General features: G+C 73.7%; 20 protein-coding genes. 10 read left to right on the plus strand and 10 right to left on the minus strand.

Features of this window, described 5'->3' with window-relative positions; all coding sequences use genetic code 11:
- Window positions 1-169: 169 nt before the first annotated feature.
- Together ACWEPF_RS30620 and ACWEPF_RS30625 are read right to left on the minus strand one after the other, a co-directional pair.
- Window positions 170-2482 (minus strand): tetratricopeptide repeat protein, encoded by a 2313-nt coding sequence (locus ACWEPF_RS30620; RefSeq protein WP_452175116.1) that lies wholly within the window; start codon window positions 2480-2482, stop codon window positions 170-172.
- A 554-nt stretch (window positions 2483-3036) separates the two neighbouring features.
- On the minus strand, window positions 3037-3186 hold the full coding sequence (locus ACWEPF_RS30625) for a hypothetical protein (protein ID WP_345288058.1): 150 nt from the start codon (window positions 3184-3186) through the stop codon (window positions 3037-3039).
- A 420-nt stretch (window positions 3187-3606) separates the two neighbouring features.
- Here ACWEPF_RS30625 and ACWEPF_RS30630 point away from each other — a divergent pair, with 420 nt between their 5' ends.
- Both ACWEPF_RS30630 and ACWEPF_RS30635 read left to right on the plus strand, forming a co-directional pair.
- Window positions 3607-4254, plus strand: a complete 648-nt coding sequence (locus ACWEPF_RS30630) for a hypothetical protein (RefSeq protein ID WP_452175117.1) — start codon at window positions 3607-3609, stop codon at window positions 4252-4254.
- A gap of 321 nt (window positions 4255-4575) precedes the next feature.
- Complete coding sequence (locus ACWEPF_RS30635; protein ID WP_452175118.1) at window positions 4576-6057, plus strand: amino acid permease; 1482 nt, start codon at window positions 4576-4578, stop codon at window positions 6055-6057.
- On the opposite strand, the gene ACWEPF_RS30640 is transcribed toward ACWEPF_RS30635, so the two are convergent.
- From ACWEPF_RS30640 to ACWEPF_RS30655, 4 genes are all read right to left on the minus strand, one after another.
- Window positions 6044-6328 (minus strand): acylphosphatase, encoded by a 285-nt coding sequence (locus ACWEPF_RS30640; RefSeq protein ID WP_452175119.1) that lies wholly within the window; start codon window positions 6326-6328, stop codon window positions 6044-6046. The two genes, ACWEPF_RS30635 and ACWEPF_RS30640, sit on opposite strands and share 14 nt — an antisense overlap.
- Before the next feature lie 99 nt (window positions 6329-6427).
- Entirely contained in the window at window positions 6428-6793 is a 366-nt protein-coding gene (locus tag ACWEPF_RS30645) for a hypothetical protein (RefSeq protein ID WP_449796703.1), read from the minus strand.
- A gap of 190 nt (window positions 6794-6983) precedes the next feature.
- Window positions 6984-7898 carry an SDR family oxidoreductase gene (locus tag ACWEPF_RS30650; protein ID WP_452175120.1) on the minus strand — a complete coding sequence of 305 codons (915 nt, stop codon included), beginning with the start codon at window positions 7896-7898 and terminating at the stop codon, window positions 6984-6986.
- Window positions 7899-7937: 39 nt separating this feature from the next.
- A complete protein-coding gene (locus tag ACWEPF_RS30655; protein ID WP_452175121.1) occupies window positions 7938-9230 on the minus strand; it encodes an alpha/beta hydrolase in 1293 nt (430 codons plus the stop codon).
- A 500-nt stretch (window positions 9231-9730) separates the two neighbouring features.
- Here ACWEPF_RS30655 and ACWEPF_RS30660 point away from each other — a divergent pair, with 500 nt between their 5' ends.
- The 3 genes from ACWEPF_RS30660 to ACWEPF_RS30670 are packed head-to-tail and all read left to right on the plus strand — an operon-like array spanning window position 9731 to window position 12575.
- The gene (locus ACWEPF_RS30660; RefSeq protein ID WP_452175141.1) at window positions 9731-10759 is read left to right on the plus strand and encodes a FecCD family ABC transporter permease; all 1029 of its coding nucleotides are present in this window, start codon (window positions 9731-9733) and stop codon (window positions 10757-10759) included.
- Complete coding sequence (locus tag ACWEPF_RS30665; protein ID WP_452175122.1) at window positions 10759-11550, plus strand: ABC transporter ATP-binding protein; 792 nt, start codon at window positions 10759-10761, stop codon at window positions 11548-11550. The genes ACWEPF_RS30660 and ACWEPF_RS30665 overlap by 1 nt, the downstream gene beginning before the upstream one ends.
- An 11-nt stretch (window positions 11551-11561) precedes the next feature.
- On the plus strand, window positions 11562-12575 hold the full coding sequence (locus ACWEPF_RS30670; RefSeq protein ID WP_452175123.1) for an ABC transporter substrate-binding protein: 1014 nt from the start codon (window positions 11562-11564) through the stop codon (window positions 12573-12575).
- A gap of 25 nt (window positions 12576-12600) precedes the next feature.
- Here ACWEPF_RS30670 and ACWEPF_RS30675 read toward each other — a convergent pair whose 3' ends face one another.
- Together ACWEPF_RS30675 and ACWEPF_RS30680 are read right to left on the minus strand one after the other, a co-directional pair.
- Window positions 12601-13713: a glycosyltransferase family 4 protein gene (locus tag ACWEPF_RS30675; protein WP_452175124.1), complete on the minus strand. Its 1113-nt coding sequence runs from the start codon at window positions 13711-13713 to the stop codon at window positions 12601-12603.
- A 152-nt stretch (window positions 13714-13865) separates the two neighbouring features.
- A complete protein-coding gene (locus tag ACWEPF_RS30680) occupies window positions 13866-14885 on the minus strand; it encodes a hypothetical protein (protein ID WP_452175125.1) in 1020 nt (339 codons plus the stop codon).
- A gap of 144 nt (window positions 14886-15029) precedes the next feature.
- Here ACWEPF_RS30680 and ACWEPF_RS30685 point away from each other — a divergent pair, with 144 nt between their 5' ends.
- Window positions 15030-16388, plus strand: coding sequence for a DUF4190 domain-containing protein (locus ACWEPF_RS30685; RefSeq protein ID WP_452175126.1), 1359 nt, complete (start codon window positions 15030-15032; stop codon window positions 16386-16388).
- 46 nt (window positions 16389-16434) lie between these two features.
- Here ACWEPF_RS30685 and ACWEPF_RS30690 read toward each other — a convergent pair whose 3' ends face one another.
- Both ACWEPF_RS30690 and ACWEPF_RS30695 read right to left on the minus strand, forming a co-directional pair.
- On the minus strand, window positions 16435-16563 hold the full coding sequence (locus tag ACWEPF_RS30690) for a hypothetical protein (protein ID WP_452175127.1): 129 nt from the start codon (window positions 16561-16563) through the stop codon (window positions 16435-16437).
- Window positions 16564-16734: 171 nt separating this feature from the next.
- Window positions 16735-17310 carry a GNAT family N-acetyltransferase gene (locus ACWEPF_RS30695; RefSeq protein WP_452175128.1) on the minus strand — a complete coding sequence of 192 codons (576 nt, stop codon included), beginning with the start codon at window positions 17308-17310 and terminating at the stop codon, window positions 16735-16737.
- Window positions 17311-17665: 355 nt separating this feature from the next.
- Between ACWEPF_RS30695 and ACWEPF_RS30700 the strand changes: the two genes are divergently transcribed.
- The 4 genes from ACWEPF_RS30700 to ACWEPF_RS30715 all read left to right on the plus strand — a co-directional run bounded on the left by ACWEPF_RS30700 (window position 17666) and on the right by ACWEPF_RS30715 (window position 21152).
- Window positions 17666-18535, plus strand: coding sequence for an ABC transporter substrate-binding protein (locus tag ACWEPF_RS30700; RefSeq protein ID WP_452175129.1), 870 nt, complete (start codon window positions 17666-17668; stop codon window positions 18533-18535).
- Window positions 18536-18574: 39 nt separating this feature from the next.
- On the plus strand, window positions 18575-19342 hold the full coding sequence (locus tag ACWEPF_RS30705; RefSeq protein WP_452175130.1) for an amino acid ABC transporter permease: 768 nt from the start codon (window positions 18575-18577) through the stop codon (window positions 19340-19342).
- On the plus strand, window positions 19335-20078 hold the full coding sequence (locus ACWEPF_RS30710) for an amino acid ABC transporter ATP-binding protein (protein WP_452175131.1): 744 nt from the start codon (window positions 19335-19337) through the stop codon (window positions 20076-20078). The genes ACWEPF_RS30705 and ACWEPF_RS30710 overlap by 8 nt, the downstream gene beginning before the upstream one ends.
- 66 nt (window positions 20079-20144) lie before the next feature.
- Entirely contained in the window at window positions 20145-21152 is a 1008-nt protein-coding gene (locus ACWEPF_RS30715) for a HEAT repeat domain-containing protein (RefSeq protein WP_452175132.1), read from the plus strand.
- The last annotated feature ends 23 nt before the right edge of the window (window positions 21153-21175 follow it).

Below are 21175 nucleotides of genomic sequence, written 5' to 3' on the forward strand. Positions count from 1 at the left end.
GTGGGGCGGCCGGCGCCGCGGCCGAGGGTGACGATCAGAAGGAGGCCGTTGCTGCGGCCGGGGACGCGGGTACCGGAGGCCCCCACCGCGACATCCCCCTCGGGGATACGACCAGGCGGTGGCGGTCCCGGCCGGTGGGTTGTGAACGGGGTGCCGTGCCGGATCCGTGTCACAGCTCTACGGCACCTGCCGCACCCCCGGCCTTCTCCTGCCAGAAGGCGAGGCTGCGCCGGGTGGTGAGGGTGTCGGGGTGGTCGGGGCCCAACACCTGTAGTTGATCGGCGGTCAGGTCCTCGAGTGCGGCTACGGCGCCCGCCGCATCACCCGCCTCGCCCCTCCAGACGGCATGGCTGTGCCGGGTGGTGAGGGTGTCGGGGTGGTCGGAGCCCAACACCCGCACCTGATAGGCGATCACCTCGTCCAGCGCGGCCGCGGCACCCGCCGGATCCCCTGCCTCGCTTCGCCAGAAGGCGAGGCCGTGCCGGGCGGCGAGGGTGCTGGGGTGGTCGGGGCCCTGCACCCGCGACTTGTCGGCCAGCAGCTCCTCGAACGCGGCTGCGGCACCCGTGGCATCCCCTGCATCCCCCAGCCACAACGCGACGTCGTGCCGGGTGGTGAGGGTGTCGGGGTGGTCGCGCCCCAGTAGGCGCACCTGGTAGGCGAGCACCTCCTCCAGTGCGGTCGTGGCTCCTGCCGCATCCCCCGCATTGCGTCGCCACACGGCGACGTTGTACCAGGTGATGAGGGTGCTGGGGTGGTCGAGGCCCCGCACACGCAACGAGTCGGCGAGGATCTCCTCCAACGCGACGACGGCATCCGCAGCGTCCCCCTGCTGCCCGCGCCACAAGGCGAGGTTGTTCCGGGTGGCGAGCGTATCCGGGTGGTCGGGGCCCAATACCTGCAGCTGGTCGGCGAGCACTCCTTCGAAGGCCGCCGCGGCTCCCGCCGTCTCGCCCGCCTCCGCCCGCCACAGTGCGAGGTCGTGCCGGGTGGTGAGGGTGTCGGGGTGGTCAGGGCCCTGAACCCGCACCTGGTCGGCAAGAACCTCTTCCAAGGCAGCCGCAGCACCCGCTGGGTCCCCCGCATTCCCCAGCCATCGCGCGAAGTTCTGGCGGGCGGCGAGGGTGTCGGAATGCTCGGGACCGAGGTGGTGGGCGGTGGTGGCGGTGAGGCGGCGGAAGTGTTCGCAGGCAGCCGCAGCTTGGCCGCTCCCACCGAGGCTTCCGCCGACCTTGAACAACACCGGGTGGGCGTCGGGGCGGTGGAGGAGGTCGAGGGAGTGGCCGGTGAGGGCGTCGGCGTTGGCGCGCGAGGTCCGGGCGGGGGCGCCCGTCTCGAGGCTGGGCCAGGTGGCGAGCAGGGCGTCGGCGGCACTGCGGGCGGTGCGGCCGTACTGGTCCGGGTCGAGGGTGTCGCGGACGGCGCGTTGCAGGAGCTGGTGGACGCGTACCGTCTGGTGGGGGGCCGAGGGGTCGTGGGTGATGAGGCCGAGTCGGTGCAGTACCCGCAGGGATTCAACGGCCTCGTCCACGGTGACGGTGGCGGGGGTGTTCCGCCGCCGGCCCGCCCACCACCGGCGCCGTCCTCGGGGAGTGATGAGGTTTCGTGCGGCCGTCAGACGAGTGAGCGCGGGTTCGCTCGTCAGGACGCTCTCGGGGATGCCGTTCGGATCGAGGAACGCGGCGAGGCGCAGCATCGGTGCGGCCAGGCCCGCCGGGGCCAGGGCGTCGGCGCGCTCGATGGACAAGGTCCAGGCGGCGGCCAGGGTGTGGGGCTGGTCGTCGGGCAGTGACCCCGAGACGGTGGAGGCGAGGGGCCGGGTGCGGTCGGCCAGCAGAGCTCGGTACACGGAGGTGGTGAGGCCGGCGTCGACGAGGTAGGCGGCAGCCTGGGACAGGGCGAGCGGCAGATGTCCGAGATCCGCCGCCAAGTCGCCCAACTCGTGGCCGGGTTCGTGCCGGGCGTGGGCGGTGAGGGCGTCGTCGAGGTAGGACACCGCCTCCTCGGGGGTGAACAGGCCGACCTCGACCAGGCGGCGCCCGCCACCGACCAGGGAGGCGTCCCGGCGACGGGTCGTCACCAGAGTGCGGCCGTGCGGGCTCTGGGGTGGCCACCAGCCCCGAAGATCCGCCGGATCCGCCACATCGTCCAGGACCACGAGCCATCGGCACGGCCGCTCTTCGGCCTTGGGTTCCAGCCAGGCCGTGAAGGCCTGCGCCGCCTCTTCCGGCTCGGCGCCCAGGAGTTCGGCTCCGGCCTGTGCGAAGGCGGCGGCCACTGCCGCAGTGCTCGTCGCGGTGACCCACACCAGAACGTCCAGCTCACCGCTGCTCCAGGCGGTCCGGGCGTAGTCGGCGGCCAGCTGCGTCTTGCCGACCCCGCCCAACCCGGTCAGGACCCCGCCTGACCGCACACCCCCGGCCGAGCGGTCCACCACCGTCCCATCGCCCGCAAGCACCGCGGCCAGCCAGGTGGCTTCCACCCGGTCCTGGAAAGAGCCGGCCCGTGGCGGAATCTGGCCGATCTGGTGCGGCCACGCCGCGGGCGTGCGCGGGGCCGCGTTGACGACGCGGCTGGTACTGATCGTCACCGGCCCGTGGACGCCGCCTCCGACTGCCACCGACCCGTCGCCGACGGCGGTGACGGAGAGGTCGCCGGTGCGGCGCCGATCTGCCCCTGTGCCGGGACGGCCCGGGTCTTCCACGGGTCCCACGTACCCTCCCCGACCAGCCGACGACACCGCCCAGGACAGTACCGGTACCCTCCTGCCGGGCCGGACGAACAGGCCAACCCGTCACGCCTGTCGGCCCGGCCGAGCCCTGGTGCGGTGTCCGTTGTCCGGAGACGTTGTCCGGAGACGTTCTGAAGCGGCTGCGCGGTCCTCGCCCGACCGGCTGTCGTGCCGTCACGCGCTCTGCGACGGCCTACCTCGCCGCTGACGGTGCCGAGGCGGACGTAGCCGGGCCGCTGAAGGGCGGTCAGTGCCAGCGGGGGACCGCGAGGGCCGCGCCGGTCGGGGACCGGCGCGGCCTTCGGTCATCCGTTCGTCGTACGCCTCAGTTCATCACGCAGAGCGCGCACCGAGCGGATCGCTTTCACGAGCTTCTGCGACAGGGGCGGGACCTGGTCGAAGAGATAGCCGAGCACCGTGATGCTCCCGGCGATCCCCGCCACGATGGTGGTCACCCATCCGGCAGTTTCCATCTCTGGCCTTCCGAGGAAGAGGGACTGGGGTGCGGTGGCAGCCCGGTGACGGGGGATGCACCGGGTGCCCACGCGGCTCCCCTGCGGATGCCTCCGCAGCCGCTCCTCCTCGGCGCGCCGGCAGGAAGGCCCGCCCTCACGCACTCCGCCTCCGGCGGCCCCCTCGGGTCCGGTCCGGCCAAGACCATGCCTCCCCTAGGTCACGTACGCCCCACCGCGGAGGTCCCCTGACGGTCCGTCAGCGGTGACGCACGCCCGACAGTACTCCTGGTGCGGGCCCGGCACCGAGTGAAGGCCGTTCGTCAGGAGGATGCGGGCGACTGTGGCCAGGGAGGGTCGCGAGGCGGGATGATGAGCCCGTGCTCACTCCCCTTGGCCAGTTGACCGTGTAGGGAGCTCGGTGTGAGGGAACTGCAGGACGCCGTGACCGGCCTGCTGCCTGCCGTGGTGGCGGCGCGGATCGCATCCGAGAGCTGCCCGGCATGGCTGAACCGGCCCGGCCGCGTCGAATGTGCCGGGATGTGGGAGACGGTCTCGACCGTCTACGGCGCACTGACGGGGCTGGTTCTGCCGGAGCTGGCTCCCAGCCGGGAGTGGCGGCGCCTGGACGTGGTGCTGACCTACGAGGGCGGGCGGCAGCAGATCCTGGAGATCGACGAGAGACAGCACTTCACCGGTGCGCGTGCCCTGGCCTTGGAGCTCTACCCGTCGAGCGTGAGGCTCGGCTTCGACGCCGGACAGTGGCTGGCCCGATCGCGGGCCCTGACCGGGCGTGAGCCCGGTGGCGGGTTCGCCAAGGCCAAGCCGCCGCTCTTCCCGGGCGTCGGAGGTCGCCACCGTCAGCGTGCTTTCCGGGACACGCTGGCGGATCTCCTTCCGTCCGAGCACGGCTGGCTGCCGACCATCAGGATCAGCGATACGGAGGTCGGCGTGGTGCTCACCGCCCCGGACCCCGCCTCCGCACTCGGCACCCTGCTCGGCCAACGGGGAGTACCGGGACACGGCCTTGTCCTCCCGGGGGCGCTGCAGGCTGACGCGGCGCCCTGGTAGGTGGCCGCGGGTTCCGTGAGCCGCATGACGGGGACACCTGGACCTGCCGGCGCGACGAGGGGATCCGGGGCACCCCTGGGTCACGGACCTGTAGCGGGCCTGGTCAGGGCGCCGGACGGGGCCGGAGGGGGCCGATGCTCAGAGGGGGCTCAGAACGGCGTGGTCAGAGGGTGGGGACCTGACGGAGAGACCGGGGAATCCCACTGCGGGGGGCTGCGGCGGGGCAGCATGTGGCCGATGCCACGTGACCGTGGCCCCCGCCGTCGGCGCGCTCGGGGACCCCGGGTGGACCCCGGCGGCCCGAACCGCAAGGACATGCCCATGGACTCCACCAGAACCCGTCCGCAGCAGGGCGACCCCACCACCGGTCGCCCGCCGGCGGAGCCAGGACAGCCGCAGGACGGCCTGCACGCCGGTCTGAAGAACCGTCACCTGTCGATGATCGCGATCGGCGGGGTGATCGGCGCCGGCCTGTTCGTCGGGTCGAGTGCCGGGATCGCCAAGGCCGGACCGGCCATCCTGCTGTCGTACCTGCTGGTCGGCGTGCTGGTGGTGCTGGTCATGCGGATGCTCGGCGAGATGGCGGCGGCCAGTCCGGACCCGGGGTCGTTCTCGGCGTACGCGGACCGGGCGCTGGGCCGCTGGGCCGGGTTCTCGATCGGGTGGCTGTACTGGTTCTTCTGGGTCGTGGTGCTCGCGGTGGAGGCCACGGCCGGGGCGGTGATCCTGGAGGGCTGGGTGCCGGCCGTGCCGCAGTGGGCCTGGGCGCTGATCGTGATGGCGGTGCTGACCGTCACCAACCTGGGCTCGGTCGCCTCGTACGGCGAGTTCGAGTTCTGGTTCGCCGGCATCAAGGTGGTGGCGATCGGCGTCTTCGTGGTGATCGGCCTGCTCGCGGTCTTCGGGCTGCTGCCGGGCTCGGACAACCCGGGCGCGGGCCTCGCCCACCTGACCGACACCGGTGGCTTCTTCCCGCACGGGGCCGGAGCGGTGCTCACCGGTGTGCTGATGGTGGTCTTCTCCTTCATGGGCAGCGAGATCGTCACGCTGGCGGCCGGCGAGTCGGCCGACCCCCGACGGGCCGTCACCCGGGCCACCAACTCGGTGATCTGGCGGATCGCCGTCTTCTACCTGGGCTCGATCCTGGTGGTGCTCACCCTGCTGCCGTGGAACGACCCGGCGATCACCGCCAAGGGCTCCTACGTGGCCGCGCTGGACTCGATCGGCATCCCGCAGGCGGGCACCATCATGGAGGTGGTGATCCTCACCTCCGTGCTGTCCTGCCTCAACTCCGGCCTCTACACGGCCTCCCGGATGGCCTTCTCGCTCGGCGAGCGCGGCGACGCGCCCGCCGCCTTCGCGCGGGCGAACCGGCGGGGCGTGCCGGTGGCGGCGATCCTCGGCTCGGTGGTCTTCGGCTTCGTCGCGGTGTACTTCAACTACGCCTTCAAGGACACCGTGTTCAGCTTCCTGCTGAACTCCTCCGGGGCGATCGCGCTCTTCGTCTGGCTGGTGATCTGCTGCACCCAGCTGCGGATGCGCGGCATCCTGCTGCGCGAGCGGCCGGAGGGGCTGACGGTGAAGATGTGGCTCTTCCCGTACCTGACCTGGGCGGCCATCGCCATGATCGTCTTCGTGATCGGCTACATGTTCACGGACGAGGAGAACCGCGAGGTGGTCTCGCTCTCGCTCGCGGTGGCGGCCTTCGTGGTGGCGCTGGGTGTGTGGCACGGATGGCGCAAGCGCGCCGAGCGGGCCGAGCGGGCGGACCGGACCGACCCGAAGGTGCTCAGCGGATCGTGAAGCCCGGGTGGTCGGTGGTCGGGGAGCTCCAACGCTCGGCCACCGACTCCACCCGGCCCGGCGTGTCACCCCCGCGCAGCCACTCCAGCAGGCGCGCGCACTCCTCGCGCCCGCCGTCGGCCAGCACCTCCACGCCCCCGTCGGCGAGGTTACGGGCGTAGCCGGTCAGCCCGCCGATCGCCTCCGCCCGCTCCCTGACGGACCATCGGAAGCCGACGCCCTGGACGAGTCCGTGGACGAGGGCGGTCAGCCGGGTGCGGTCGTCGCTCATGGGCCCACGGTAGCCGAGCCCCGGGCGCCGAGCCGGAAGCACGGCGGGCGCCGCCCCGGGAAGGGGCGGCGCACGCCGTGGCGAGGGTGGGCCGGCTCGTCAGCAGGTGATGTACTTCATCTGCACCGAGGTGAAGTAGCCCGAGGGCGCGTCGAGGGTGAAGCCGCGCGAGGTGCCCTTGCCGGTGGCCCAGTCGCCGTCCACGACGCCGCCGTTGGAGAGGACGCCGCGGACGAACGGACAGCGGCCGTCGGCCTTGGTGTCGTGCACGGTGCCGGTCACCTTGGTGTTGTAGTTGCACCACTTGCCGTTGGCGTAGCCCTCGCCCGAGCTGATGCTCCAGTTCTGGGTGCAGGAGTCCGCCGCGAGGGTGGTGGCCTGTGCTCCGGCGGCCGGGAGCAGCAGCGCGGCGAGCGAGAGCGCGCCGGCGCCGAGGGCGGAGACGAGGGTGCGGGTCCTGGTCATGGGGTCCTCCGGTTGGTGGTGTGTTGACCTGTCCATGACTATGTCGTGACCCGGCGCGGGACGGGCCGCCGGAGCCTGCCCCGGGCTTGAATTCGTCCACGGACGACCGGAAGCCCGCTGCTTGACGGAGAGCCGGATTCCGCAGGTCACGCACCCCGCGTCGAACGGAGCGGTCCGCTCAGCGGCCTGCTCAGCGGTAGCCGGTGGTGTCGGCGGGGCGGCCCGGGTCCTGGACCTCGACCATGTAGCGCCAGGCGTCCGGGCGGCTGCCGTCCAGGTCGGTGAAGCCGTACTCGCGGGCGAGCTGCCCGCTGGAGAGCGACTGCCCGTTCCACCGCTCCCGCTGTGGATCGGCGGCCAGGGCGGCCACCGCGCGGCCGACGTAGGACGGGGTCTCCGAGATGGCGAAGTGCGGGACCTTCTCCAGGGCCTCGCGCCAGGTGGCCTCGGTGACGCCGAAGGTCTCCAGCATGATCTCGGAGCGCATCCAGCCCGGGGTGAGCGCCACCGCCGTGGCGCCGCGCGGCCCGAGCTCGTGGCCGAGGGCGAAGGCCATCCGCAGCACCGAGGTCTTGGCGAGGTCGTAGAAGAGGTTGATCCGGTAGTTCTCCCGGTTGTACTCGGCCGTGCCGTCGGTCATCTCCACCACCAGCCCGCCGGGGTGGCGCAGCAGCAGCGGCAGCGCGTGGTGGCTGGTCACGGCGTGCGTCTCCACCGCCAGGCGCAGCAGACGCAGACCGTTCGTCAGGTCGTGCTCCCAGACCGGGGTGTCCCACTCGAAGAGGTGCTCGGCGCCCCAGATGTCGTTCACCAGGACGTCCAGCCGCCCCTGCTCGGCGTCGATCCGCCGCACCAGTGCCTCGACCTGCTCGGGCACCAGATGGTCCGTCACCACCGGGACGCCGTGCCCGCCGGCCGCGTCCACCAGCTCGGCGGTCTCCTCCACCGTCTCCGGCCGGTCGTACTCCGAGCGGCGGCCCCGGGTGGACCGGCCGGTGCAGTAGACGGTGGCCCCCGCCGCTCCCAGCTGCACCGCGATGCCCCGCCCGGCGCCCCGGGTGGCTCCCGCCACCAAGGCCACCCGTCCCGTCAGTTCCGTTGCCACGTCCACTCCTTCGCTCCGCGGTCCGGTCCGCCCGGAACGCTACCGGTCGAGTCCGTCGAACCACCGGACGATCTGCGGCGCGGCCGCCCGCAGGGTCGCGAAGTGGCCCGCGTCCTGCCCCTGGTCGAGGACCGGGGCCCGCACCCCGTGGGCGGCCAGCGCGGCGGCACAGGAACGGGAGTTGGCGATCGGCACGTCGCGGTCCCCGGCGGAGGCGTAGAGCCGCACCGGTGCCGCGGGCCGCCAGTCGCAGCCGCCGTCGGTGGCGTCCAGCGCGGCCGACAGCCCGGGGCCGGGCCGGTCCAGCTGGCGCAGGAAGGAGTCGGTGAGCAGCTCGCGGACGGTGCCAGGGAGGGCGGTCACCACCTGCTCCTCGGTGTGCCGGGTGTCGAACAGCCCCTCCACCACCCCGGCGTACGGCGCCCGGAAGGCCTCGGCCGGATCGCGGTAGAGCGGGTGCAGGCGGTTGGCCGCCGTCAGGTAGTAGGAGAGGTAGAAGACGGCGGAGCGCTCGTCCACCCGGCCGTCCAGGATCGCGGGGAGCTCGGCGCCCCGGACGTCGTGCGGCCCGGCCACCGGCGCCAGCCCGCGCAGCCGCAGGTGGCGGTCGGCGCCCCGGGAGAGCTCGCGGCCCAGGGCCATCGCCACCTGGCCGCCCTGCGAGAAGCCGGTCGCGTACACGTCCCCGGTGAGCGGCCGGCCGAGGCGGCGGCCCGCCTCGCGGGAGGCGCGCAGCAGGTCGAGCGAGGCGGAGACGGCCGAGCGGGTGTCCATGTAGGGGTGGAGGCCGGGGCCGAGGCCGAGCCCGAGGTAGTCGGGCGCCGCCACGGCCCGGCCCGCCGAGGCGTGCAGGTACGGGGTGAGCTTGCCGAAGTCCCCGGCGGTGGAAGGCGCGTCGTCGCGGTTCACCATGGTGCCGTGGGTGTCGGAGACCACGGCCAGCCGGTGCGGGCCGCCCTCGGGCAGCGCGAACAGGCCGGTGGCGGTGGTGGGAGCGCCCTGCGGGGTGACGGTGCGGTAGGTGAGCCGGTAAGCGGCGACGCCGTGGCGGACGGTGGCGGTGTCCACCCCGAAGTCCCGCGCGTAGGCGGCGACCTGGGCGGGGGTCAGGCGGGCGAGCGGGGTGACGGCCAGCAGCTCGCCCCGGCCGGCGGTGCGCTCGGTCGGCGAGCTCGGCGAGGTCGGCGAGGTCGGGGTGGGGGCCGGGGTGGCGGCTGCGGCCGCCGGGGCGGCGAGGCCGACCGCGAGCAGGACCGCGGCGGCGGCCGCGAGGGTCCGGTGGGCGCGGGAACGGTGCTTCGGGGGAAGGGAGTTGTGCGATCCGGTGGTCATGACGAGGAGGCTACGGTCGGGCGGGACGGGCCCGGTACCCGGTCAGCACCCGAGCCGGGGCGGGGGCTGGCCCCCGGGTCCGCCGTCCGGTCCGCCCCCGGGTGTGCCGGGTGACACAGGGATGGGCCCCTTACAGGTGAGGTGAGCCTTGCTATGCTGCCAGGGCGTCCCGAGGGAGAAGTCCGGTGAGAACCCGGCGCTGACCCGCAACGGTGGAACGGCCCCTGACGGTCCGTGAGCCCGATCGCCCCCGGCGGCGCGGTCCTCCCGAGAACTCGCCGCGGACTGCGAGGGGATGCCGAACGGCGCGCCCGCCGGAGCGCGCGGACGCCCGCCGTCCGCCGCCGCCCGGGCCCGGCCGGTCGCGCCCCCGTACGCCCGGGGCCCGACCGAAGGCCCAGCCGTTGAGCAGCGCGACCACCGCCACCGGACCTCCCGGCAGCGCCACCAGCCCGCCCGGCCGGCCGGGCCCGCCCCGACCGGCCCCGGCCCGGCGACCGCTGCGCACCGCGCCACTGGCCCTCGGCCTCGGCGCGGCGCTGCTGGCCTCCCTGGTCTGCGGAGTCGCGCTCGGCTCCTCGGGGCTGAGCCTCGGTCAGGTCGCCCACTTCCTGCAGGCCGGGCTCACCGGCGGGCGGATCCACGCCGACCAGGTGGCCGGCTACACCATCGTCTGGGAGATCCGGCTGCCCCGGGCGGTGCTCGCCGCCGTGGTCGGCGCCGGGCTGTCCGCCGTCGGCGTGGCCGTCCAGGCCATGGTGCGCAACGCGCTGGCCGACCCCTTCGTCCTCGGCATCTCCTCCGGCGCCGCCGTCGGCGCCAACGCCGTCCTGCTGCTCGGCGCGTTCGCCTCGCTCGGCGTCTGGGCGCTCTCGCTCTCCGCCTTCAGCTCGGCGCTGGCCGCGATGGTCCTGGTCTACGCGGTGGCCCGCACCGCCCACGGCCTCACCCCGCTGCGGCTGGTGCTCACCGGCACCGCCCTCGCCTACGGCTTCTCCGCCGTCACCTCGCTGATGGTCTTCTCCGCGGAGCGCGGCGAGGCCGCCCGGACGGCGATGATGTGGCTGCTCGGCAGCCTCGGCGGCGCCACCTGGGCCTCCGTCCCGATCGCGGCCGCCACCGTCCTGGCCGGGCTGGTCTACCTGCTGGCCGCCGCCGGCAGCCTGGACGCGCTGGCCATGGGCGACGAGACGGCCGCCGCCCTGGGTGTCGACGCCGCCCGCCTGCGGCGGGCCCTCTTCCTGGTGACCGCCGCCGTCACGGGCACCGTGGTCGCGGTGAGCGGGGCGATCGGCTTCGTCGGCCTGATGGTGCCGCACCTGGCCCGGATGCTGGTCGGGGCCGGCCACCGACGCGTGCTGACGGTCGCTCCGCTGCTGGGCGCGGTGCTCCTGGTGTGGGTGGACATCGTCTCGCGCCTGCTGCTCGCCCCGGCGGAGCTGCCGGTCGGGGTCATCACGGCGGTGCTGGGCGTGCCCTGCTTCCTGCTGCTGATGCGCCGGCGCGCCTACAGCTTCGGCGGGCGCTGATGAAGGTCGAGATCGACGCGGTCTCGGTGGAGATCGCCGGGGCGCGGCTGGTGCACGAGGCCAGCCTGGAGGCCGCGAGCGGACAGGTGATCGGGCTGGTGGGGCCGAACGGCAGCGGGAAGTCGACCCTGCTACGGACCGTCTACCGGGCGCTGCGCCCGAGCAGCGGCGCGGTCCGGCTGGACGGCGACGACCTGCACGGGCTGACGGCCCGTGAGGGGGCCCGCAGGGTGGGGGCGCTGCCGCAGGAGACGGTGGCCGAGTTCGACTTCACGGTGGCGGAGGTGGTCGGCATGGGCCGCCTGCCGCACCGCCGCGGCTTCGCCGGCCCCGGCTCCGAGGAGGCCGCCGACACCACCGCCGCGCTGACCCGGGTCGGGGCCGACCACCTGGCCGGCCGGGGCTTCCTCCACCTCTCGGGGGGCGAGAAGCAGCGGGTGCTGATCGCCCGCGCGCTGGTCCAGCGTCCGCACGTGCTGGTGCTGGACGAGCCGACCAACCACCTGGACATCGCGCACCAGTTGGAGGTGCTGGCCCTGGTCCGCGACAGCGGCCTCACCGTCCTCACCGCCCTGCACGACCTCAACCTGGCCGCCGCCCACTGCGACCTGCTGTACGTCATCGCCGGCGGCCGCATCGTCACGTCCGGCCCGCCGGCCGAGGTGCTCTCGGCCGAGCTGCTGGCCGAGGTCTTCGGGGTGCGCGCCCACCCCGTCCGGCACCCGGTCACCGGGGCCGTCCAACTGCTCTTCGACCGTCTCACCACCGACTCTCCCGCCCACCACTCCTGAGGGACCATCACGTGCTGCTCACCACCGCCCGCCGCGCCCTGGCGGCCACCGCCGCCCTGAGCCTCTCCGTCGGCCTGGCCGGCTGCGGCGCCGAGGTCACGCCCTCGGCGGAGACCGCCAAGTCGGCGCACTACCCCGTCACCGTCGACAACTGCGGGCGGCAGGTGACGTACCAGCAGAAGCCCGCCCGGGTGGTCACCAACGACATCGGCATCACGGAGCTGATGCTCGCCCTCGGCCTGGCCGACCGGATGGCCGGGTACGTGATGCCGGACGAGAAGGGCGACCTGTCGGCCGTCGCCTGGGGCAAGGAGTACGAGCGCACCCCGTGGCTCTCCAAGAAGGAGATCACCAAGGAGCTGGTGCTCGACGCCAAGGCGGACCTGGTCTTCGCCGGGTGGAACTACGGCTGGAACGAGACCACCGGCCTGACCCCCGAGGGCCTGGGCAAGCTGGGCGTCGGCTCGTACACGCTCACCGAGTCCTGCCGCAACGGCAAGGAGAAGGCGCGCGGCGTGATGCCGCCGCTGGACGCCCTCTACGCCGACCTCACCAACCTCGGCCGGATCTTCGAGGTGGAGGCGAAGGCGCAGCAGCTGATCGACGGGTTCAAGGCCGAGGTGGCGAAGGCCGAGGCCGCCGCCCCCGCGAAGCGCCCCTCGGTCTTCCTCTACGACAGCGGCCAGGACAAGCCGTTCACCTCCGGCCGGTTCGCCGCGCCCGAGCAGATCATCACCAAGGCCGGCGGCCGGAACGTCTTCGGCGACCTGGACGACTCCTGGACCACCGTCGGCTGGGAGGCCGTGGTCGCCCGCGACCCGGAGGTCATCGTCATCAACGACTACGGCGACACCAGCGCCGAGGCGAAGCGGCAGTTCCTGAAGTCCTACCCGCCGCTGGCCCAGGTCTCCGCCGTCAAGAACGACCGCGTCTTCGTGCTCTCCTACGTCGACCTGGTCGAGAGCCCCCGCAACCCGGCCGCGATCACCCGCCTGGCCACCTACCTGAAGGGCGTCGCGGGCTGATCGGCCGGCGCCCGTCGGACAGGTTCTAGCGCCAGGGGCGGTGGTCGGTGGGGAGGTCGGCGAGGACGCGGGCGGTGCGGGCGTGCCAGGTGTGGTGGGTGAGGTGCTGGCGCAGGGCGCCGGTGGCGAGGCGTTCGCGGAGCTCCTGGTCCTCGGTCAGGCGGCGGACGGCCTTGACCCAGTCCTCGACCGAATCGGCCGGGCAGAGGAGGGAGTTGACCTCGTCGGTGAGCAGCTCGCGCAGGACGGGGTGGTCGGAGGCGACCACGGCGCGGCCGTGGGCGAGGTACTCGGGGAGGCAGGTGGGGACGGTGCGGCGGCCGGCGCCGTCGGCGTGCTGCTGGTGGGGTGCCAGCACCAGGTCGAAGGCGCGCAGGTAGCGGGTGATCCGCGCGGGCGGCCGGTGGCCGTGGAAGTGCACGTTGACGGAGCGGCAGCGGTCGCGCCAGTGCCGGACCTCGGCCTCCGTCCCGCCGACCAGGTGGAAGTCCGCCTCCGGTAAGCGCTCCGCCAGGGCGAGGAGCAGCCCGGTGCCCCGCCCGGTGGACGGACGGCCGATCCAGCCGATGCGCACCGCGCCCTCCCGGCCCGGCAGTTGGGCCACCGGGCCGTCGGCCGGGACGGGGTCGGCGGCCGGCAGGGCGGTCAGCCGGTCCGTGCGGGGCGACTCCGGGAGGGAGCGCAGCAGCTCCTCGGCCAGCGCGTGCGAACCGGTCACCACCCGGCGCAGCCGGCGGCGGCGCAGCAGCCGGTGCTCCAGCGCCCGGTCCAGCCGCCCGGCCGGGAGGCGGTCGACCTCGCGGACCATCGGCGCGAGGTCGGCGCAGACCAGCAGGGCCGCGCGGTCGTCGCCGTACAGCAGGTCCGGCACGGCCCGGCGGCGGAGCTCCGCGCGGACCCGCCGGGCCCGCAGCCAGGGACCGACCAGCGGCACGGCGGGCTGGGCGACGGTGCGGACCTCGAAGCGGTTGCGGGTCCCGTAGTAGGCGTAGAGGTCCTCGTCGGGCACCGACCCGGGCCGGGCGTACAGGATCACCTGGTGCCCGGCGTCCACCAGGGCGTCGCACATCCGCACCGCCCGCACGCCGGCGGCGCGGTCGGTGGGGATGCTGCCGTCGTGCAGGTACGCGATCCGCATGGTTCGGGGCCTCCGCAGGCGGGACTGGACCCCTCATGCTTCCCGCTGTCCACATCCCGTCACAACGGCGCCGGGGTGCGGACGGTGGTACGCCGGGGCGCACAGGGGCGTGGCGGTGGCGGCGGTGCGGATCACCCGGTGGTCAGGGGCGGTCAGAACAGCGCGGTCTGCTCGACCGGGCGGGAGCGGAGCAGCTCGGTGAGGCCCGTACAGGGCGCCGGGGCGCACGGGCGGAGCGTCCAGCCGGTGAGCAGGCGGGTGTCCAGCAGCAGCGGGACGGGCTCGCGGCCGGGGACGGGCTCACGGCCGGGGACGTGCTCGCGGCCGGGGACGTGCTCGCGGCCGGGGACGGGCGGGGACTGATCGGGCGTCAGGAAGAGCTGCTGGCCGACCGGTGCGTGCAGCACCCCGCTCAGCCGGGCCCCGTCGGAGAGCGCCGTGACCTCCCGGTACGCCGGGGGTGGCCCCTCGGCCAGGCCGAACAGCTCCACCTGATCGACCACCGGCCCGTCCGGGAAGAGCTCCACCGCGTGCCCGGCCAGCACCGGCAGCACCTCGGCCCGCAGCGCCCTGACGGCCTCCGCCCGCCCCCGCGGCCCGGGCAGGTGCCACCACCCCTGGTTCTTGGCCTTGGTGGTGAACCGCTCCCGGGCCAGCCCCGCCTGGGCCACCGTCAGCTCCGCCCGCCGCACCCCGGGCAGCGGCCCGCGCGCCAGGAAGGTCCAGACCGGGGCCGCCTGCTCCAGCAGCCGTGCGCTGCCGCGCTGCTCCGCCGTCAGGCCGACCTTCGCCAGGCCCGGGCCGAACCAGGCCAGGTACAGCCGGTATGTCCGCCCGTCGTCCACCACCCGGTCCCGGGCCAGTGCCAGCCCCTGGTCCGCGTCCTGGCAGGACGGGCACTGGCCGGACTTCCCGGCCGGGTCGAGCAGGGCGGAGGCGGGGCAGGGGTGGTGGCGGTGCGCCGTCCGGATGCCGGTGCAGCGGCGCGGCCCGGCCACCTCCCAGCCGATCCGGGTGCCCGTGCCGATCTCGCGGTGGTGCTCCTCCGCTCCGCGGGCGGCCGTCAGCCGCGGCACGCCCTCGCGCCAGCGCAGCCCCGTCGCCGTCCACCCCCGCACCGCCGGCCCGGTGGCCTCCCGGGCCTCCGTGGGCTCCGCCTGGTTCCCGTCCATGGGACGTGAGCGTACGGCCCGCCACTGACAGATCACAGGGCTGCGGGCCGGATGACCTGGGATCCCCCTGGGAAGACCATCGGACGATCGGCTATATTCGCGCAACCGTCGCGCCGACGGAACCGTGCCTTCCGGGGGAGCCCCTTGTCGTCCGAGCCCGACCAGTCCAGCCAGCCGATCGCCACCCCGGCCGCCGCCGACTGGTCCGCGCCCGCCGACTCCGCCGACGCCGGCGCTCCTGGCGCCGCTCCGGCGGCCGACCCGTACGCCTACGTGCCGCCGCAGGTCACGGACGAACCGTACGGGCCGGCGACGTCCTACCAGCCGTCGGACGGTGCTTCGTACCCGGCCGCTCCGTTCGCCGACGGTCCGTTCACCGGCGACCCGTATGCCGGCGGTCCGTACGCAGGAGGTGGGTACACCGGTGGGCCGCACGCCGGTGACCCGTACGCGAGCGGTCCGTACGCCGGTGGGCCGTACTGGCAGGGGCCGCCGTGGCCGGTGCCCGGCACCAACGGGTTGGCCGTCGCCTCGCTGGTCCTCGGGATCTTCGGGCTGTTCTGTCTGGCCTGGACCCTCGGCCTCGGGCTCGGCATCGCCGCGCTGCGGCAGCTCAAGCGGCGGCCGCAGCGCGGCAAGGGCATGGCGGTGGCCGGCATCGTGCTCTCCTCCTGCTGGGCCCTGGTGACGCTGGCGTTGGCGCCGTTCGTGGTGGCGGCGTTCGAGGAGGGCGTGGAGCAGTCGGCCGGCGGGGTCGCGGTCTTCGACCTCAAGGCCGGGGACTGCATGAAGGAGGCCACCGGGCGCCGGGCGGTCCGGGCCCGCTTCACGGTGGTGCCGTGCGGTGAGCCGCACCACGGGGAGGTGTTCGGCGTCGCCCACCTCCCCGGCGCCGACTACCCCGGCACCAGCCGGCTGGAGCGCACGGTCTCGCTCCAGTGCATCGCCCCCCAGTACGCCTACACCCCGGACCACTGGACCATCCCGGCCACCGTCGAGTCCACCACCATCTACCCCGACCGCGAGGCCTGGCCGGCCACCAAGCGGGCCATCTGCCTCTTCGACTCCGAGGAGCTCCGCACCGGCACCCTCCACCAGGACCAGTCCCGCTGGACCGCCGAGCAGTACGGGTACCTGGAGGCCACCCGGGAGCTGGACGTCGCCCTGGCGGGCGCGCCGACCGAGGAGCTCGAGGACGCGACCGACGACTACCAGGAGTGGGGCCGCACGGTCGCCGAGGCCGCCACCGCCACCAAGACCAAGCTGGCCAAGGTGGCCTGGAGCCACCCCGGTCGGCCGGAACTCGCCGACCTCCAGATCGAGTTGGACCGTCTCGTCACCCAGGGCAAGAAGCTCAACGAGACCGGGGACGAGGACGTCGACGCCCTCTACGACGCCTACGACGGGCTCGACCAGAACGCCAACGGCGAGGCCGACGCCCTCCTCCGCCAGGCCATCGGCCTGCGCTCCACCCCGCCCGACGAGCACCCCGCCCAGGTCTGACCCCTCGTCACGCGACGGGCCCGACCGCAGGTGCCGGTGGCGGCCGTCAGTTCCGCCGGAAGATCGCCTCGAAGCGCGGCCGCAGCGCGGCCACGAGGAGCGCGCCGAGCACCTGGGCACCCGCCACGGCGCCGATGCCGACCAGGCGCAACGCCGAACGCAGCGAAACCATCATCATCTCCGAAGGTACCGACAGCCGGTGAGCGGCAAGCTAGCAACCGAACCGCCCTGCTCCCGTGCTGACGCCCCGTCGGCTACGGACACCTCACCCGAACGGACCCGTCGCACCTCGCGCCGACCCGGACCGACGCCCGGTCGTCCACGCCGGTCGCCCCGGTCACCCCGGTCACGCCGTGAGCGGGTCGCCGCGGAGGAAGGCGTGGAGGTGTTGGTCGTGCCACCCGTCCTCGTGCAGGAGGGCGCCGCGCATGGTGCCCTCGAAGGCGTACCCCGCCTTCTGCGCCACGCGGCAGGACGCCGGGTTGGCGGTGGAGTGGCAGAGCCGGAGCCGGTGCAGGCCGAACTCCTCCACCGCCCAGCGGGTGACCCGGCGGACGGACGCCACCGCGAGCCCGCGGCCGCGGGCGGCCGGGAGCAGCCAGTAGACCAACTCCGCGCTGCGATTGGTGAGATCGAGCTCGTTGCAGCCGATCAGCCCGAGCGGTCCGGTGTGGTCCGCGACGGCCCAGACCGCCCCCGTCCCCGCCTCCCAGCGCTCCTGCATCCGGCCGATCCGCCCCCGCGCCTGCTCCGCCGACCCCACCGTGAACAGGTTCCACCGCTGGATCTCCGGCTCCTGGCCGGCCGTCAGCAGGGCCCCGGCATCGGAGGGTTCCCAGGGCCGCAGGACCGTCCTGTCGTCCAGCACGAGCACGGGAGGCCCTGACACGGCGTCACTGCGCGGGGCGTCGTGGTTGATCATCCGGGCATCCTGGCACACGTCCCGGGACGGCCGTTGTGGGGATCATGTGATTTGACTCCGTGGACGATCACCACGCATAGTGCCCGCATGGCTGGATACCTCGTTTCGCGCAGGCACATCGACCTGCGCCGTGTGACGGCGACGAGCTGTCGCCCCAGCTGCTGACGCGCGCCCTTCTCCGGCCCTGAGGCCGACTGCCCGCCGCGTTCCTCCCTTCGCTCCATCCTCACCGGCATGCCCGTGAACGGGCCGGTCCGGCATCTCCTCGCGCGCGTCCCGTCCCGGTCACCACAGCCGGTACGGGGCTCCTCGCGCGCACCTCCTTCCTGCTCCTCCGCCATCCCTGGAGTTCCCCATGCGCTCGCGCCGTGTCCTGGTCGCCACCCTCGCCGCCGTCGTCTCGCTCTCCGCGCTCACCGCTTGCAGCAGCGGCGGCAGCTCGTCCTCCTCGAAGTCCGCCGACAACCCGTACAAGCTGAACGAGGCGGGCACCGTCCACGTCGGCACGCTCTCCGACGCGCCGCCGAACGTCTACCTCAAGGACGGCAAGTTCACCGGCTTCGACAACGACCTCTTCACCGCCGTCGCCGCGAAGGCCGGCCTCAAGGTGCAGTTCGCCTCCACCGACTTCTCCGCGCTGCTCTCGCAGGTCGCCAACCGCAAGTTCGACGTGGGCAGTTCGTCCATCACCATCACCGAGGCCCGCAAGAAGACGGTGGCCTTCACCAACGGCTACGACTTCGGCTACTTCGGGCTGGACGTGCCCGCCGGCTCGCCGATCAAGAGCTTCGACCAGCTCGCGGGCAAGCGCGTCGTGGTCGTCCAGGGCACGGTGCAGGACGACTACGCCACCAAGAACAAGCTCGACCCGGTGCGCGTCCCGGACTACAACAGCGCGCTCAACCAGCTGAAGACCGGCACCGCCGAGGCCTGGATATCCCCGGCCGAGATCGGTGAGAAGAGCGCCAACGACAGCGGCGGCAAGGTGGTGCTGGCGCAGAAGCAGCTCAGCTCCTCGCCGACCGCCTTCGCGGTGGCGCTGGACCGCCCGGAGCTGCTGACCGCGCTGAACAAGGCGCTCGACGAGGTCATCGCTGACGGCACCTGGACCAAGCTCCAGCAGCAGTACTACCCGGGCCGTCCGATCCCCGAGGGCTTCAAGCCGGGCAGCGGCTCGGTCGCCTTCCCGCCGGTGGCGGCCGCGGGCGCCACGCCGTCCTCCTGACCGACCGTCACCTAGTTATCCAGAGGACAGGAGACCGACGTGGACCAGCTGGGCACGCTGGCGGAGACGTTCTTCAACTGGGAGTCGATGCGCTCCGCGATCCCCGACCTGCTCACCACCGGCGTGCCCAACACGCTGGTCCTCGCCGTGAGTTCGGCCGTCCTCGGCACCGTCCTCGGCCTGCTCCTGGCGGTCGCCGGGATCGCCAGGACCCGCTGGCTGCGGTGGCCGGCCCGGGTCTACACGGACGTGTTCCGCGGCCTGCCGGCCGCGGTCACCATCCTGCTGATCGGGGTCGGGCTGGCCCCGCAGGGCATGCTGATCTGGGGGCCCGACCCCTACCCGCTCGGCATCCTGGCGCTCTCGCTGATCGCCGCCGCCTACTTCGGCGAGATCTTCCGCTCCGGCATCCAGAGCGTGGAGGCCGGGCAGCTGGAGGCGGCCCGGGCCCTCGGGTTCTCCTACGCGGCCGCGATGCGGCTGGTCGTCGTACCGCTGGGCGTGCGGCGGATCCTGCCGGCCTGGGTCAACCAGCTCATCGCGCTCATCAAGGACTCCAGCCTGATCTACTTCCTCGGGCTGATGGCCGATCAGCGCGACCTGTTCCGGATCGGCCAGGACGCGGCCGCCAACACCGGCAACGAGTCCGCCCTGGTCCTGGCCGGACTCTTCTACCTCCTGCTCACCGTGCCGCTGACCCACCTGGTCAACGTCATCGACCGGCGGCTCCGGAACGGGCGCAAGGTCGTCGAACCCGAGGCCGCCACCGATCCGGCGCCCGTCCCCGAAGGAGCGGCACGTGTCTGACACGGACTTCTCACCCGTCAGTCTGACCGCCCGTGACCTGCACCTCGCACTGGGCGGCAACCGGATCCTGCGCGGCGTGGACCTCGACGTCCCGAAGGGGCACACCGTCTCGGTGATCGGCCCCTCCGGCTCGGGGAAGTCGACACTGTTGCGGACGATCAACCGGCTGGTGGAGCCCGACCGGGGCGACGTCCTGCTGGACGGCGAGAGCGTGCTCGGGCGCAGCCCCGACCTGCTGCGCCGGCAGATCGGCATGGTGTTCCAGCAGTTCAACCTCTTCCCGCACCTGAGCGTGGAGCGCAACCTCACCCTCCCGCTGCGCAAGCTGCGCGGTCTCCCGAAGGAGGAGGCGGTCGAGGCCGCCCGCCGTCAGCTCGACCTGGTCGGGCTGCGGCACAAGGCGGACGTCCGGCCCGGGCAGCTGTCCGGCGGGCAGCAGCAGCGGGTGGCCATCGCCCGGGCGCTCGCGATGCGGCCCCGGGTGATGCTCTTCGACGAGGCGACCTCCGCGCTCGACCCCGAACTGGTCAAGGGCGTCCTGTCGTTGATGGCCGACCTGGGCAAGGAGGGCATGACCATGGTCGTGGTCACCCACGAGATGGGCTTCGCCCGTTCGGTCTCGGACGGCGTCGCCTTCATGGACGGGGGTGTGGTGGTCGAGTCGGGCCCGCCCGAGGCGGTGTTCGGCGCTCCGGAGAGCCCGCGCCTGCGCCGGTTCCTCGCCGAGGTGATCTGAGACCGTCGGCGCCTGACCTGCGGAAACCCCTTCGTGCGGGCGTGATCCGTACGGCAGACTGCCCGGATGGACACGGGCACGGCGGCGGCGGAGTGGGCGGAGCGGGCGCGGGTGGCGGCCCGGCTCGCGGAGCAGACGGACGACTGGGACGAGTACGGAGGCCTGCTCCGGCGGGCGGCGGAGGACGGGCCGGGTGCGCTGGCACTCGGGTTGGAGGCGATCGGTTCGCCGGACCCGGCCGAGCGTGAGCTCGGGTGCCGGCTGCTGGGCAATGCCGCCGACCGTCACGACGACGTCAAGCCCGAGGCGGTGGCCGCGCTGGTCGCGCTCGCGGAGCGGGAGACCGACTCCGAGGTCCTGGCGGCGTTGGCCCGCGCCGTCGGGCAGACCTACGACCAGCGCGCCGTCCCCGTCTTGGTGACCCTCGCCCGGCACCCCGACGAGGACGTCCGCTGCCAGGTGGCGACCGCCTTCTCCAGCGTGGCCACGGGGGAGCCGGACGGCCCGGACGTCCGGGCCCTGATCGTGCTCACCCGGGACGAGGACCCGGACGTCCGGGACTGGGCCACGTTCACCCTGGGCTTCCAGTACGAGGTCGACACCGCCGAGATCCGCGCCGCGCTCTGGGAGCGGACCGGCGACGAGCACGCCGGCACCCGGGAGGAGGGAATCCGCGGCCTGGCACGGCGTCACGACCCGCGCGCCGTACCGCTCCTGGCCGACCTGCTCGACGACCCCGAGGGCGCGCACGTCCACACCTTCCGGGCGGCCGAGATCCTGGGCTCGCCCGAGCTGCTGCCGTACCTGCGGAACCACGACGCCGACGGCGGCGCGGTCGAGGACGCCGTCCGGGCCTGCGACCCGGTGGAGCGGGGCCGGTTGGAGGCCGCCGGCTGGGAACTGCTGTGCGCGCTCGACTGGTTGCGGCCGGAGCTGCGCGCGGGCCTGTACCGGCCGCGCTTCGAGGCCGGGCTCGTGCTCGGGGCGGGGGAGGGCTCGTACGACGTGACCGCACTGCTCCGGCGGGCCGGCGGCGACCCCGGGCGGGCCGCCGAACTGGCCGCCACCGACTGACCGTTCGACGGGCACGGGTAATT

The sequence above is a fragment of the Kitasatospora sp. NPDC004289 genome, assembly GCF_053602875.1.